This is a genomic window from Rhodovarius crocodyli (genome assembly GCF_004005855.1).
GTDB lineage: Bacteria > Pseudomonadota > Alphaproteobacteria > Acetobacterales > Acetobacteraceae > Rhodovarius > Rhodovarius crocodyli.
Genome location: NZ_SACL01000008.1, coordinates 174,637 through 188,411, shown reverse-complemented (window position 1 = coordinate 188,411; position 13,775 = coordinate 174,637). Strand labels below are relative to the sequence as shown.

Here is a 13,775-nt window from a genome sequence, read left to right as displayed (position 1 = left end):
ATCACAGGCGCGGCTTCACGGCGCGCACCATCAGCGTGCCGCTCGCCAGGTCGATGGCCGTGCTGGCGTGCCGGTTGGTGGCGCGTGCGGTGACCGTGCCGCTGGAGCCCGTGGTGGTGATCGCGCCGCTCCATTCGATGAAGCCCGATGCCGAGCTGTGCGAGACGGAGACGAAATCCCCGCCCTGCACATAGGGCAGCGTGACCGCCTGGGTGGCATTGGCGCCGGCGGCAATGCTGGGCGGGTCATAGGTGATGCTCGCCGTCAGTTCCCGCCCGCCCCACAGCCGCCCGCCGCCCGCCAGGATGGCCGGCGCATCCGTGCCGCCGACATACAGGCGCAGCGCCTTCAGCACCGCGCCGGCCGACCCGCCGCGCACGCCGATGACGGCATAGGCGGCCGAGCTGTGCAGCGTGACCCGCTGCAGCCGGTTCAGCGCGATGCCGGCCGACAGGCTGTCGAGATCCGCATTGCCCTCCCACCAGGAGGAGGGCGAGCCCTGCCAGACGGTGTTCATGTTGGAGAACAGCACCGGTGCGCTGTCGTTCAGCACGGTCTCGCTGCCGTCGAACTGCACGATGAAGGGGCGCAGGGTAGTGCCCTCGGCGGCCAGGAAAAACTCCTTGCACAGGGTGCAGTCCACCACGAAGCCGATGCCCCGGCTGGTCGGCAGGGTGATGTTGTCGTTGTTCAGCGTGATGGAGGACAGGCCCGCAAAGCACAGCCCGTTCATGGTGGTGGGCGGGCCGGAGGGGTTGCCCGAGAGCACCGTCATGCCCTCGAAGCCGATATCCGTGCTGTTCCAGCGGAAGGCACGGGCGCGGACATTGCCGGCTTCCGCGACCAGGCGCGGGCTGCCATGGGCGGCGGCGGCCTGGTGCAGGGCCACCACCGTGCCGCCGGCCCGCGTGGCGCCCGCGGGGTAATGGATACCGGCACCGGTGAAGCCATAGGTGCCGACATAGCCCACCTCATACAGGCAGTCGTTCGCCCCGCCGGTGTGGCGGGCGACATAGGGGCTGCACTGCTCCATCCGGATGCCGCGCGCGGTGATCGCCCGCGCATCGGCCACATCCACCAGGAAGGGGATGGCATCCACCGTGCCCGGCGTGCCCTGGCGCTGCAGCTCGAAGGCGGGGCCCACGAAATGATGGGCATTGTGCCGGTTATAGGCCCCCGCCGCGCAGGAGAACCGCACGCCGAAGCGCGACAGCGTGGGGTTCACGCTGGAGGCATTGGCGAAATGCCCACCCATGTAGGTGATGCTGTTGTTCCAGCCCGCCGCGCTGCCGGTGCGGATGTCGAGCCCGTAGCGGTTGTTCGCGATGCGGCCGAGGTGCAGCGTGCTGTCCTCGAAGCCGCGCTCGTCACCCAGCGTCTGGATGCCGATGCAGAAGCCCTCGGCCTGCAGCACCTCCACATGGCAGGCGTCGAGGTTGACCAGCCGGATGCCGACATCGCTCTCGCTGGACCAGTCGCTCTGCGTGGCGCGCATCACGCGCAGGCCCGCGTAGTGGCGGGTGGCGTTGCGCGCGGCCCCGCCGGAACCGATGGTCAGCGCCGCCTGGCCCCAGGTGCCGGCATAGAGGATGGAGCCGCGCATGGTCAGCCCCGCCGCATCGCCCGAGAGCGAGAGCGGCATGGTGGTGCGGTGCGTGCCCTCACCGATGACCAGCAGCTTGCCCGCGACCGCCGCGGCATTCATCGCGGCCTGCAGCGCCGGGCCGTCATCGGCCACGCCGTCACCCACCGCGCCGAAGTCGCGCGCGGTCAGGGCCTCGGCCAGCTTGTCCTCCACGCTGCGCGGCACGGCGCCGGTGAAGGCGTTGGTGATCAGGCCGGTCTGGGCCAGCAGCGCGATGCCGCCCGTGGCGTCGAAGCCCAGCACCTTGTTGGCGCGGCCGGGGGCGCTGGGCAGGGTCAGGTCCCCGTATTCCGACGGGTCGAGGCGCATGGCGCCCGTCAGCGCGTCCTGCTGCTCCTGCATGGCCGCGACCTGATAGTCGAGCTCGTCATTCAGCACGCGTGCGCGCAGCACGCCGTTGGACTGGAAGTCGCTGGTGCGGGCCAGGCGCAGGTTGCGCCGCAGGGTCAGGCGGCGGCCGGGCGCGGGTGGCACGTCGAAGGTGACCTGCCCGCCATTGCTGTCGCCGGCGCCGGAGACGGTGAAGCCCGAGAACTCCCGGACATTGTCGAGGCGGACCTCCAGGTCCTCGATCTCGAAGATGGGAAACGGGTAGGTGAAGGCACCCTGCATCCCGTTGGTGACGTAGTGGACGCGCGGCGCGATGTCGCCGATCTGGATATGGTCAGCCATGGTGGGGCTCCTCAGCCGAGCAGGCTGGAGACGGCGCTGCCGAAGCTCTGCCCCGCGCGCACATAGGATGTCAGGCTGGCATCCGGGTTCAGCAGGGAGGCACGGCCGGAGGCAAGGCGCGCCTGGTACACCTGGTCGGAGGCGTTCTGCGCGGCGGCGGCATCGCCCGTCAGCCCGGCGGTGACGGCCGCGGCCGACCCGTCATCGGCGGAAATGCCCGAAGCCCCGGCACGCGCGCGCGCCGAGGCCACGGTGCGGGCCAGTTGCAGCTGGCGCGTGGCGGCATCGGCCGATTGCTGGGCCACCAGCTGCTGCTGGCGCGCGGCCTCGGCCTGCTGGGACTGCGCGGCCTGGGCCTGGGCGAGCGCCGCCTGGGACTGTGCCTGGCGCGTCTGGGCATAGACGCCCGCGCCGGCGCCCACCAGCGATGCTACGGAAGCGAGAGCGGCCATCAGTCGGTGATCCTCATCTCGGTGGTGATGGAAAGCAGGGTGAAGGGCAGGGGCGTCGAATCCTCGATCCGCCACAGGGGGCGCGTCGCATCCCGCCGCCAGCCGAGCGCGCGCAGCCGCACATCGCCGGTAAACACCGGCGGGGCGGCATCGAGCATGTTCGTGTCCAGCCTGCGGAATGGCACCGGCTGCGCGCCGCGCCCGACATCGACCGTGAGCGCGCTGGTGTTCAGCAGGCGGAAGGTGACGGCGACCAGGCGCAGCGGCACGGAACGCGCGCCGCCCACCCCCAGCAGCTCGGGCGGCAGGGGCTCGATCATGTGGGTATAGGCGAGGCCCACCTGCAGGGCGGTGGCGCCGTCATCCAGCACCACAGCGCCGTTATCGACCACCTGGCTGTCGCGCGGGGCGCCATCGGCCAGGATGGCGGCCTCGTGCCCCTCCAGGTGCGACAGGCCGGACCAGGTCAGCTGCGGGGCGCCGGCGGTGCCGGTCAGCGCCGCATCCAACGTCAGCTCGGGGTCGAAGCGCTCCAGCCGGAACACGCCCCAGCGCCAGGTCACGGCATAGACCGTGCCCTCGACCTCCGCGAGCATGACGAAGCTGCCCTGGGTGGATTGGCCGGTCCAGGCCGTGACCTGCTCGTCGCGATACAGCGTGAGCGTGGCCAGGCTGCCGTCGTCCATCGCCACATGCAGCAGGCGCCGCCGCTGGTCATAGGCCATGGAAACCGGCGTGCGCATCAGGTGCTGGGACACCAGCGCCAGGTCATTGGCCTGATACACCTGTTGCACATCGGTATAGGCGAATTCGTAGATCGAGGTGCCGCTGCGGGCGGCGAAGATGGTGCTGCCATCCACATCCACCGGCGGCACCATGCGGGCCACCATGCTGCCCACCCGGGTCTGCCGGTTGAGCTGGATGCTGGAAGGCGTGAGCGGGTCGCCCGTGACCATCCATTCGCCGCCCGAGGTGAAGACCTGCAGGTGCCGCCCCGAGAACACGCCCCGGATGGCGTTCACCTGGTCGCTGACCAGGCCGAAGCTGATGCCCTGGTCATCGAGGCCGGTGCCGAGATCGAAATTGAACAGATCCCCGCTCCGGGACAGCCACAGCCGGTTCGGCAGGTCCCGCGAGCCCCCGATCACCAGCCGGTCCTGGTGGAAGCACACCGTCACGGGCCAGCCGTGAATGGTGCTGAAGGCGCTTTCCTCCCAATCCTTCGTGGCGGCGATGCCGGGCAGCGTGTCGAGCACATTGGCCGTCGCGGTGGTGGGCGAGGCGATGGACACGATGTCCACCCGCTTGCCCTGGATCAGCCAACGCTGGCCGGCATGGCCCGCCAGGAACACGTTGCCCCCGGCCGTGAGGGTGATGGTGCCGGTGGTGGCGCTGGGCGTCATGCTCACGCCTGCATCGACGAAGCGGTGCGTCGGCACCTCCACCCAGGGCCAGGCGTCGATCGTCCAGGCGGTGTGGCTGCTGCGCGTCACGCGCTTCGGGTCCACATCCGGGTGGCAGATCAGCAGCGTGTCCGCGCTCTGCGTGAAGCTGAGCTGCGAGAGCTGGGACAGGGCCCAGGGGCTGGCCAGCTGCGCCACCTGGGCATCGCCCATGTAGACGGACATCAGACGGTCGGTCAGCACCAGCAGATAGGTCTGCTCGGTGTTGAACTCGAAGGCGATCAGGCGCGCATAGCCGGGCAGGGTGGCGATGTGGCGCAGGCCCGGCCGGCGCGTCAGCCCGCCCGTGGGCTGGATGAACACGTTGGTCAGCTTGCGGGCGCCATTGGCATAGGCGCGCAGGTCGGCGCGGCCCAGCAGCTCGGGCGCCAGCTCACCGGCGGTGAAGCTGGTCTTGACGGTGCGGCTGTCTGCCATGGCTCACCCCCTCGCGCTGATCAGCGGGAAGTCCCGCAGGGCACGCGGCGTGTCCTGGCTGCTGTCGGCATGGCGGGCGGCGCGCAGCTCGCTCTCGGCCTGCTGGTACAGCAGCTGGGCGCGGGTGGTGGTCTCGGTCAGCGGGATGCAGAACTCCGCCGCCAGCCGCGCCACCAGCGCCGAGGCGAAGAAGGCCGGGAAGGCGCTCTCATCCGGGCGGAAGACGTAGGTGAGGGTGACGGTCTCGGCATCCGTGTGCAGCCGGCCCTCGAACAGGCGATAGCGCAGGCCCTCACCCGCCATGGCGCCGCCGGCCGACAGCACGCGCAGGAAGCCCACGGGCAGCTGGTAGGCGTGGTTGAAGTCCGCCACCGGGCTCGCGGCCAGGCGCGGCAGGCCCTCCTGGCCCGTGGCGAAGGACCACGGGTGAAGGGACAGCAGCGTGTCGCGGATGGCGGGATACAGATTGGCCGCCACCTCCGCCTCGGTCGTGCCGTCGTCGAAGGAAGCGATGGGCTGGGCACCGATCTTGAGCAGCGCGCGTGAGCACAGGGCGAGGGCGGTGAGGGCCATCGGCGGGAACTCCGGAATGTGGGTGGGTGAGCGAAGGTGGGGTGGGGCGTTACGGGGGGCGTTGCCCCCGGAACCCCCAGCAAGGGGCGCTGCCCCTCGCATCCCCGCCAGGACCGTAGCGGCCCTGGACCCCGAACAATTGGCACCAAGGCTTGGGAAGGCAGGACTGTTTGAATTATATAAAGAAAATGGCGCCCCACCTGCCAGGGTAGGGCGCCAAAACCCGGTTTCCAAAGGCCTTTCGGCCTTTGGCGGGGTCTAAGGGGCGAAGCCCCTTACTCCTTGCAGCGCATCCGCACGGCGCCCTGGCCATCCACCAGCACAGCGCCCTGGCTCATCATGCTGTTCACGAAATACGCCGCGCGGTCGCCGTGCCAGGTCACGTCGGTGATGACCTCGGACGCCGTCGCATGGGCCACGGCCGTCTTGTGGTAGAAGTAGCAGTAGCGAAGGCTGCCGTTCTTCGTCAGGCCGGAATGCGGCATCCACAGCGCGCCCAGCCACTTCTTCGCCTGGGTGCCGCCCTTCCAGGGCAGCTCGTCGGCGCCGGCGTAGTTGGCGTGGGCGAATTCCGTGATCGTCAGCAGCTCCGACCACTGCTTCCAGCCCACGATCGCCACGCGCTGGCCATCATCCGGCACGTCGTTGGCGCCCAGCGCCTGGAAGGCCAGCAGCACCTTGTTGCGCGTCATGCCGTCATTGTCGGTCTCGCCGACATTGGTGCCGATCGCCTCGTTCGTGCTGGTGTCCAACGCGGAGATGATCAGCTCATCCGTCTTGCGGCCGAGCGCGAAGGCGCCGGCATTGGCCACGACCGAACGCTCGTCCACGTTCGTCTTCAGCTCGTCGAACCGGTCGATCCAGTCGCCGGCATAGTGGTCCTGCAGGAAGCATTCGACGCTGGTGTGGTCCAGGTTCATCACCGGCACGACGCCGTTGCGGGACTTGGACGCGGCGGTGCCGCGGCCGACCTTCTGGAACACGGTGGAGGCGCCGCGCACGCCGGTCTTGCTGCGGATGGTGGCGCGCAGCTTGCTGCCCTGGCGCTGGTAGGCCTCGTGGACCTCGGTGGCGTACTGCTTGATGAAGGCCTGGTCGATGGAGGCGGACATGGCTGTCTCCTGGAGAGGGTTCGGGGGGTAGGCGCGCAACGGGGTTCACCCCGAGGGGGCCTCGTTGCGCGCAGGCCGTCGGCGCCTGCCGCGCGGGGCGGCCGGTTGTGCCGGGGCAAAGGGGAAGGGGGCCCGCCGGTCGCGAGGGGGAACACGACCGGCGGGCGGCCCAAGGGCGAGGGCACTCGGCGAGAGCCGGCTCTCAAGCCCCCGGGCGAACGGGGCACGCGGAGGAAGGGGGCGCGTGCCCCGATGCCGAGTTCAGCGCCTCAACCGTTCACGAGCTTGCGGAAGCCCTCGGTCACGCGCTGCACGAAGGCGGGCTCGCGAGAGCGCCAGTAGCGCGGGTCGCGCATCATCACGCGCAGCTCCTCCTCGCTGAGATTGGCGGGCGGCTGGCTGTCCTTGGCCATCTCGGGCTCCTTGCCGGCCATCATCCGCTCCAGCGCCAGCACACCCTCGAAGGTAGTGGACAGCGCGTCGAAGACCGGCGCCGGCAGGTTCTGGCGGCCCCAGGCGGAAAGCTGGCGGGCCACGCGGCGGAAGCGTTCCTCGCCGCCGAAATGCTCGGACAGCTTGGCCACCTGGCGTTCGGCCTCGAACTGCTGGGCGGCCTCGGCGATCAGCGGCAGCAGCTTCTGCTCGGCCAGGTCATAGACCAGCTGCACCTGTTCCTGCGTGAAGCCCGCCTGATGCAGCGTGGCGTTCACCGCGGGGTCGATGCCGAGGCCGGCCTTGTCCGTGATGGTGTACATGTCCGGGCTCTGCGGAATGCCCAGCAGCTCACGCCAGCGCTCCAGCTCCGCCGGGTCGGCGTTCACGTCGGGGCGGGCGACGCGCTGGGACAGGCGCTTCTCCAGCTCGCGATAGCTTTTCAGCAGGGCCTCGACGCGCAGCTCGCCGGTCGCGGGGTCGAGGAACTTCTGCGGGATGTCGAGCTGCGCGGGCTTGGCGGCATCGGCGTGGGTCTTGTCGGCCTGGGAGGCTTCGAGCGCGGTATCGAGCAGGCTGTCGGTCATGGGGGGTTATTCCTCAACTTGGGTAGGAACGAGGATCTCGGCGGGGGCACCGAGAGTGCGGGCGAGCCAGCGGGTGGCCGAGGCCGCGTCGACCTGGGCGGCCGCCGTGCCGCCGATCTTCCCGACCGCGTCGAGGAAGAGCAGCGTGTTGGCGGCATCCGCGCGGCCCTGCACACGGGCGAGCGGGCTTTCGTAGCAAAGCCGCACCCCGGAGCCGTCGAGCAGCACGGGCGGCACCTCGCCACGGCGTGCCAGGATGTTCAGGCAGCGCGCGATCATCGGCGTCAGCAGCTCCGTCTGCAGCCGGCCGTAGGTCGCGCCCAGCAGCCGGGCGGCGGTGGCGGAGCGTTCCAGCACCTCGGTCGCCGTCATCTGCGCCTTGCCGTCGGGCATGGTCAGCCGGTCAGCCAGCAGGGCGGAGCGGATGCGCGCGCGCAGATCGTTCAGCACAAGCTGCGACACGTCGAAGCTGCCCGGTGCCTGAAGGGGCGTGAGGCCGGAACTGCCCGGGGCCTTCGGGATGATCGCGCCCGGCTTCAGCTCGATGGTGGCGGGGTTCAGCACTCCGTCATCCTCGGCCTGCCAGATGCCGGTGCAGGCGATGGAGGCATTGCGCAGCACGAGCTCGACCACGCGGTTCGCGGTGCGGATATCGGGCAGCGCCTTCATCACCGGGCCGCGGCCATAGATCTCGCCGGGCGCCTTCAGCCATCGGAAGGCGATGAAGGGGCTTTCGGAAAAGCCGCCCTCGGCCAGCATCAGGGGCTGGCTGTCGCCGGTGGCCAGCACCGCCGCGAAATGGGTGCCATAGGCATCGGGCCAGACGGCCTCGATCACCTTGTGCCTGGTCTCCCGGTCCTCCGCGACCTGGCGCGGCAGCTCCGTGAAGGGGAAGCGGCGCAGGATTTCCTCCGACGTCATGCGCATCTCGCGGAAGATCGTCGTCAGGCGGCCGGAGGGGCCTTCCTCCAGCACCGCGCTCGCGATCGGCACGGCGGTGAAGCGGAGGGCGGAAGGCTCGCCGAGCGGGGCTTCCTCCACCAGGATCACGCCGGTGCCGGTCACGACCAGATCCAGGAAGGCCTGGTGCATCTCGATGGCGAAGTTCGAGCGGTCCAGCTCGCGCTGCAGGGAGCGCGCCGTGCCTTCCAGGGCGAAGGCGGTGGCCTGGCCTTCGGGCGTGTCGGCCATTTCCTCGCTGGGGGCGAGGCCGAACCAGCGTGACCAGGGCGGCGTCAGCTCCGCGAGGAGGGAGGCGGCGAGCTGCTCGGCCGCATCGGCCGCGGTGGCGTCGAACAGGCCGGCCTCCTGGCCGGGGCGGGGCAGGACATGGTCGTAGGCGTCCTTCCAGGTGGCTTCATAGGGGCGGCGGCGTTCCAGCGCGCGCTCCATGCGGGCGATGATCTGTTCCGGGGTCATGCTTTACTCGCCGAGCAAGGTCTTGCGGGAGACGGCGGGGGCGGCGGCGAGCACGCCGCGTTCCGAGGTCGCGATGGTGCCCTGCAGGCCGCGGCGCAGCCGGGCCTGGTTGTCGGTGCGGGCGGCGGAGGCGGCCTCGTCGCCGGTGGGGGCGGGGGTGGCGATGGTCTGAGCCGGCGTCGAGACGACGACGGGCTTCGGCGCGCTGAAGACGCTGCCCATGGGCCGTACGCTCCTGATTGTGGGGGGCACAAAAAAGGCCAGCAGTCGCTTCAGCGATGCCAGCCTGGAAGCGGGCGCAGCTCGCCCGTTGATAGGGAGCTTATAGTCAGGAACATTATCCGACGTCAAGAACTTTTTCTTGTTGTTCGGTTGCGTCGTGAGGGCGCGATGCAACCCATGCGGGGTCAGGGCGAAGGGCGCACTACCTCCCAGCGTGGCGCGGCACAGGCCGACGCAGTTCATCGGCATGATGGCAGGCCACAGGGAGGCACGCGCGGGCGCCGGCACGAAAGGGCCGGCCGAGGCGAAGCCGGCACGCCGATAGAAGCGCGGCAGATCGAAATCCGCCGGCAGATCAAGGCGTTCCACGAGGAGGCGGTTGGTCATGGGGTCGAGCAGCGTCCAGCCGCGATCATCGAGGATCGCGGCGAAGCAGTGGCGGAAGCGGGGGGAAAGCAGGCGCTGCCAGGCCATGTCGGCCCGGCCGCCGAACAGGATCCAGACCTGCTGGCCCTCGCCTTTCGGGGGGCGGGCGGAGGGCATGTCAGCCGAACAGGGGCACGACGTTGTCGTCATCGGCGGGCGGCGCCGTGAAGCCGTTGCCGGCCACGATGCCCTTGTTGCGCAAGGGCCATTCCAGGCGCGAGAGCGCTTCCTTCCACTGCTGGAAATCGGCGCGCTCCGTGGGGTAGCGCGGGTTGGGGGCGCTGCCGCGCTCACCCCAGCGGCGCAGGACGCGGGCGTGGTTCAGGTCGATGCGGCGCTGGCGGTACAGGCGGTCCAGGCACTTCACCACATCGTCCGGCTCGCAGGGGCGGATGGCGGCGCCGCGGCCGGCGACGACGCGCGCGCCGTCCTGGCGGGCGATGAGCGCGGACATGGTCCAGAACCAGGCTTCCTCGGCGCTGGCGAAGGGTTCGGCCTTGGCGATGGACGCGAAGGTGGTGGCGTGGTGGGGGCGGGGGGCGGAGGCCATGGGGGGGACGCCTTCTGCGTAAGAGAACACAACGGGAACATAAACCCCAGGTTGCAGAACCCGCAAGTGGTAAAAACAATATTTTCCTATTGCCTCGGGAATGCGTCCCTAGGATAATAGGCGCATGCGACACGATGACGTCTGGCGGGCCATCGATGCCATCGCCGCCGAGAACGGGCTTTCGCCCTCCGGTCTCGCGCGGCGCGCGGGGCTCGATCCTACGGCCTTCAACCCCTCCAAGCGGGTGGGGCCGGATGGGCGTGCGCGTTGGCCGTCAACGGAATCCGTCTCCAAGGTGCTGGCCGCGACCGGCACGGCGGTGGAGAATTTCGCGTCGCTCGTCTCCGGCCAGGGGCCGCAGGCCGGCCGGTCGCGCGGGTCTGTCGCGCGGCGCATTCCCCTGATCGGCCTGGCGCAGGCCGGTGGGGATGGTTTCTTCGACGATGGCGGTTTTCCTGTCGGCGGCAGCTGGGATGAGATTTCCATCCCGGATATCGCCGATCCGAATGCCTATGCCCTGGAAATTTCCGGGGATTCGATGGAACCCGTCTTCAGGGATGGGGATATAGTCATTGTCTCACCCCAGGCGCCGGTCCGGCGCGGGGATCGCGTGGTGGTGCGCACCAGGCTGGGTGAGGTGATGGCCAAGCAGCTGGTGCGGCAATCCGCCAAGCGCATCGAGTTGCAGAGCCTGAACCCCGCCCACCCGAACTACAATTTCGAACTGTCCGAGGTGGCCTGGATGCATCGCATCGTCTGGGCCAGCCAATAGGGCGCTTCAGCCGCCGCCGATGCAGGCGGTGCTGACCACGCGGCAGGTGGCCTGCGGGTCGCGGCTGTTGCAGCTGGCGACGGCCGCGCGTTCCGCGTCGCTGCGGCTGGGGCCGGTGCCGCTGGCCACATAGGTCACGCGATAGGTGCTGGGGTGGTTGCTCGGCACGATCGACATGCTGCGCACCGCCTGCGCCGCGGAGCCGCAGCCGCTGGAGAACTCGGTCAGCAGCCGGCAGTCGCCGCGCGCGGTGGTGCGGCACTGGCTCTCGGCCTGGGTGTGGGCGATGTTGCGGTCGCGCGGGCCGGCCACGATGCCCACCGCCGCCGTGGGCGGCAGCGCGGCATAGATGGCGCCCCACTGCCCCGCTGTCGCCGGCAGGGCGCTGGCCGCCACCGGGATGCCCCGGCCGCTGCTGTACGGGTTGGACGCCGCGCGCGTGACGGGGCCGCGCAGTGGGCGCTGGTTCTGCTGTGCCGAGAACTCACTGGCCGCGCGGCAACGGATCAGGCAGGCCTGGACCGGCGGCGGGTTGGCCTGCAGCGACCGGGCGGGGGCGGCGCATTGCTGGAAGCAGGCCGCGGGCGGGTTGCCCTGCGCCTGTGCCGCGCCGGCCGTGATGATGGCGAGCCCGATAGCCAGCGCCAGCTGCCCGATCGATCGCATGTGCAGGGAACCTCGAGGAAAACGGCGCCTCTATACCAGCGATGTATAAAAAATGAACTCGCATTTGCGTGATGCAACCGTCGGTGGCGCCGGCCAGGGCAGGAATTCCGTTCAGATGGTCCTAGCTCGCCAGCGGCAGGGTCACCCGCGCCGAAAGCCCGCCCTCGGGCCGGTTCCGCAGGATCACGTCACCGCCATGCGCCCGCAGGATATTGCGCGCGATGGTCAGGCCGAGGCCGGTGCCGCCGGTTTCCCGGTTCCGGCTGTCCTCCAGGCGGCGGAAGGGCTGGAAGGCGCGCTCCTGCTCGCTTTCGGGAATGCCCGGCCCTGTGTCGTCGATGCGGATCAGGGCGGCGCCGTTTTCCACCGTCAGGCACAGCTTGGCGTCGCCCGCGTATTTCAGGGCATTGGCGACGAGGTTGGCCAGGGCGCGCTTCAGCGCAGCCGGGCGCCCGTGCAGGCGCAGCCTGTCGGGGCCGTCATAGGACAGCTTCTCCGCCAGGTCGGGGGCAGCGTCGGCGGCCTCGTCCAGCACCGTCTGGGACAGGGCGGCCAGGTCGAAGGGCACGCTGGGCTCCTTGGCCGCGTCGTCGCGGGCGAAGGCGAGCGTCGCGTCGATCATGGCCTCCATCTCGGCCAGGTCCTTCAGCATCTTCGCGCGCTGGTCGTCATCCTCCATGAACTCGGCGCGCAGGCGCAGCCGGGTGATGGGGGTGCGCAGGTCATGGCCGATGGCCGCGATCATCTGCGTCCGGTCCTCGACGAAGCGGCGGATGCGGCTGGCCATGGTGTTGAAGGCGCGGGCGGCGGTGCTGGTCTCCAGCGGGCCCGATTCCGGCAGGGGCGGCGCGTTCACGTCGCGGCCCAGCGCGTCGGCGGCGGCGGCGAGTTCCGCCACCGGGCGCGTCAGGCGCCGCACGCCCCACAGGATGAGCGACGCCGCGCACAGGCTCATGGCGATGAAGGCGTAGAGGAAGCTCTCGCTGTGCCAGGGGCGGGGCGCCGGCGGGTCGATGCGCAGGTTCAGCCAGCCCACATCGGGAAAGCGCATGGAGAGCAGGAAGCCCGAAGGCGGCGCGGAGGCAGCCAGGATCTCTCGCGGGCGGAAGCGCGGGGGCAGGGGCGGGGGCGGGGGAATGGCGTCCAGATGGATGCGCGGTTCCTCACCCGGGGGCACCGGCGGCGGGCCGCCGAAGCGGAAGCGGCGCTCGATGTCGGGCGGCACGGGCGGCATGCCGGGGATGACGACGGGAATAGGGTCGTAGGAAGCGAGCAGCCCCGGCGGCAGGTCGATGTCGGCCAGCAGCGCCGCGCGGCGTTCCGGCGGGGTCAGGATCAGGTTGCGCCACAGCGTGAGGGTGCGTCCGCCGATCTCGCGCGCCTGGATGATGCCTTGCAGCTCCACGCGGTCCAGCGCGTGGATGGTCAGGCCCAGGCCCTGCACCAGCATCAGGCCGAACAGCAGCATGGCCGCCGTGCGGCCCGCCAGGCTGCGCGGCCAGAGCGGCAGGCGCGTCACGAACGCTCCACGGTGGTGGCCAGCACATAGCCGCCGCCGCGAACGGTCTTGATGAGGTTGGGGTTGCGCCCGTCATCCTCCAGCTTGCGGCGAAGGCGGCTGACGGCCACGTCGATGGCGCGGTCGAAGGGGCCGGCCTGGCGGCCGCGCAGCAGGTCCATCAGCATGTCCCGCGTCAGCACCCGGTTGGGCCGTTCCAGCAGGGCCAGCAGCAGCTCGTATTCACCGCCGGTCAGCGAGACCTCGGTGCCGTCCGTGCTCAGCAGGCGCCGGCGGGAGGGCTCGAGGATCCAGCCGGAGAAGCGGATCGGGCGCTGGTCGGTCTCGACCGTGGGCCCCTCGCCATTGGCCCGGCGCAGGATGGCGCGCACGCGGGCCAGCAGCTCACGCGGGTTGAAGGGCTTGGGCACATAGTCGTCCGCGCCCAGCTCAAGGCCCACGATGCGGTCCGTCTCCTCGCCCATCGCGGTCAGCATCACGATCGGCACGTTGGACTGGCCGCGCAGCCAGCGCGCGAAATCGAGGCCGGACTCGCCCGGCATCATGATGTCGAGCACCACGAGGTGGTAGCGCCCGAGCGGCCAGAGGCGTCTGGCCTCGCGCGCATCCCGTGCTGCCGAGACGCGCATGCCCTGTTTTTCCAGGAAGCGGGCGAGCAGTTCCCGGATTTCCCTGTCATCGTCCACGACGAGGATGTGCGGCTGGTTTTCCATAGCGCTGTTACAATAGGCGCTTCCCGCGCCGTTGCTGAGGGGGAAAGGGTATCGGCGTGTTGCGGGCCCGGTTTCCGTAGCAGTTCGTTGCAGTTTTTCCGCTTTCGCGGTGGGAGATCCGCGCAGGAATGGCGG

At 70.1% G+C, this 13,775-nt stretch carries 13 protein-coding genes; 1 reads left to right on the top strand and 12 read right to left on the bottom strand.

The genetic code is table 11. The features are described 5' to 3' along the window. Position 1: 1 nt before the first annotated feature. From EOD42_RS20220 to EOD42_RS20175, 9 genes are all read right to left on the bottom strand, one after another. A complete protein-coding gene (locus EOD42_RS20220) occupies positions 2 to 2,317 on the bottom strand; it encodes a glycosyl hydrolase family 28-related protein (RefSeq protein WP_127789387.1) in 2,316 nt (771 codons plus the stop codon). Positions 2,318 to 2,328: 11 nt separating this feature from the next. Beyond that, entirely contained in the window at positions 2,329 to 2,769 is a 441-nt protein-coding gene (locus EOD42_RS20215; RefSeq protein WP_127789386.1) for a hypothetical protein, read from the bottom strand. Continuing rightward, complete coding sequence (locus EOD42_RS20210) at positions 2,769 to 4,649, bottom strand: hypothetical protein (protein WP_127789385.1); 1,881 nt, start codon at positions 4,647 to 4,649, stop codon at positions 2,769 to 2,771. Before EOD42_RS20210 ends, EOD42_RS20215 begins: the two co-directional genes overlap by 1 nt. Positions 4,650 to 4,652: 3 nt before the next feature. Beyond that, on the bottom strand, positions 4,653 to 5,222 hold the full coding sequence (locus EOD42_RS20205; protein WP_127789384.1) for a hypothetical protein: 570 nt from the start codon (positions 5,220 to 5,222) through the stop codon (positions 4,653 to 4,655). 275 nt (positions 5,223 to 5,497) lie between these two features. Continuing rightward, a complete protein-coding gene (locus EOD42_RS20200; RefSeq protein WP_127789383.1) occupies positions 5,498 to 6,334 on the bottom strand; it encodes a phage capsid protein in 837 nt (278 codons plus the stop codon). Positions 6,335 to 6,603: 269 nt separating this feature from the next. Further along, positions 6,604 to 7,353: a capsid assembly protein gene (locus EOD42_RS20195; RefSeq protein WP_127789382.1), complete on the bottom strand. Its 750-nt coding sequence runs from the start codon at positions 7,351 to 7,353 to the stop codon at positions 6,604 to 6,606. Between the two features lie 6 nt (positions 7,354 to 7,359). After that, positions 7,360 to 8,772: a portal protein gene (locus tag EOD42_RS20190; RefSeq protein ID WP_127789381.1), complete on the bottom strand. Its 1,413-nt coding sequence runs from the start codon at positions 8,770 to 8,772 to the stop codon at positions 7,360 to 7,362. Positions 8,773 to 8,775: 3 nt separating this feature from the next. After that, on the bottom strand, positions 8,776 to 9,537 hold the full coding sequence (locus EOD42_RS26415) for a hypothetical protein (protein WP_240655227.1): 762 nt from the start codon (positions 9,535 to 9,537) through the stop codon (positions 8,776 to 8,778). Position 9,538: 1 nt separating this feature from the next. Further along, the gene (locus tag EOD42_RS20175) at positions 9,539 to 9,970 is read right to left on the bottom strand and encodes a hypothetical protein (protein WP_127789380.1); all 432 of its coding nucleotides are present in this window, start codon (positions 9,968 to 9,970) and stop codon (positions 9,539 to 9,541) included. Between the two features lie 124 nt (positions 9,971 to 10,094). Between EOD42_RS20175 and EOD42_RS20170 the strand changes: the two genes are divergently transcribed. Next, positions 10,095 to 10,742, top strand: a complete 648-nt coding sequence (locus tag EOD42_RS20170; RefSeq protein WP_127789379.1) for a S24 family peptidase — start codon at positions 10,095 to 10,097, stop codon at positions 10,740 to 10,742. A gap of 6 nt (positions 10,743 to 10,748) precedes the next feature. Here the strand turns inward: EOD42_RS20170 and EOD42_RS20165 are convergent, their stop codons facing one another. The 3 genes from EOD42_RS20165 to EOD42_RS20155 all read right to left on the bottom strand — a co-directional run bounded on the left by EOD42_RS20165 (position 10,749) and on the right by EOD42_RS20155 (position 13,640). Further along, positions 10,749 to 11,408: a DUF4189 domain-containing protein gene (locus EOD42_RS20165; protein WP_127789378.1), complete on the bottom strand. Its 660-nt coding sequence runs from the start codon at positions 11,406 to 11,408 to the stop codon at positions 10,749 to 10,751. 121 nt (positions 11,409 to 11,529) lie between these two features. Next, on the bottom strand, positions 11,530 to 12,927 hold the full coding sequence (locus tag EOD42_RS20160) for an ATP-binding protein (protein ID WP_338069643.1): 1,398 nt from the start codon (positions 12,925 to 12,927) through the stop codon (positions 11,530 to 11,532). Beyond that, positions 12,924 to 13,640: a response regulator gene (locus EOD42_RS20155; protein WP_127789377.1), complete on the bottom strand. Its 717-nt coding sequence runs from the start codon at positions 13,638 to 13,640 to the stop codon at positions 12,924 to 12,926. The genes EOD42_RS20160 and EOD42_RS20155 overlap by 4 nt, the downstream gene beginning before the upstream one ends. Positions 13,641 to 13,775: the final 135 nt, after the last annotated feature.

Coding starts and splice junctions, on each gene's coding strand:
- EOD42_RS20220 (WP_127789387.1), bottom strand. CDS start 2,317: ATGGCTGACCATATCCAGATCGGCGACATCGCGCCGCGCGTCCACTAC.
- EOD42_RS20215 (WP_127789386.1), bottom strand. CDS start 2,769: ATGGCCGCTCTCGCTTCCGTAGCATCGCTGGTGGGCGCCGGCGCGGGC.
- EOD42_RS20210 (WP_127789385.1), bottom strand. CDS start 4,649: ATGGCAGACAGCCGCACCGTCAAGACCAGCTTCACCGCCGGTGAGCTG.
- EOD42_RS20205 (WP_127789384.1), bottom strand. CDS start 5,222: ATGGCCCTCACCGCCCTCGCCCTGTGCTCACGCGCGCTGCTCAAGATC.
- EOD42_RS20200 (WP_127789383.1), bottom strand. CDS start 6,334: ATGTCCGCCTCCATCGACCAGGCCTTCATCAAGCAGTACGCCACCGAG.
- EOD42_RS20195 (WP_127789382.1), bottom strand. CDS start 7,353: ATGACCGACAGCCTGCTCGATACCGCGCTCGAAGCCTCCCAGGCCGAC.
- EOD42_RS20190 (WP_127789381.1), bottom strand. CDS start 8,772: ATGACCCCGGAACAGATCATCGCCCGCATGGAGCGCGCGCTGGAACGC.
- EOD42_RS26415 (WP_240655227.1), bottom strand. CDS start 9,537: ATGCCCTCCGCCCGCCCCCCGAAAGGCGAGGGCCAGCAGGTCTGGATC.
- EOD42_RS20175 (WP_127789380.1), bottom strand. CDS start 9,970: ATGGCCTCCGCCCCCCGCCCCCACCACGCCACCACCTTCGCGTCCATC.
- EOD42_RS20170 (WP_127789379.1), top strand. CDS start 10,095: ATGCGACACGATGACGTCTGGCGGGCCATCGATGCCATCGCCGCCGAG.
- EOD42_RS20165 (WP_127789378.1), bottom strand. CDS start 11,408: ATGCGATCGATCGGGCAGCTGGCGCTGGCTATCGGGCTCGCCATCATC.
- EOD42_RS20155 (WP_127789377.1), bottom strand. CDS start 13,640: ATGGAAAACCAGCCGCACATCCTCGTCGTGGACGATGACAGGGAAATC.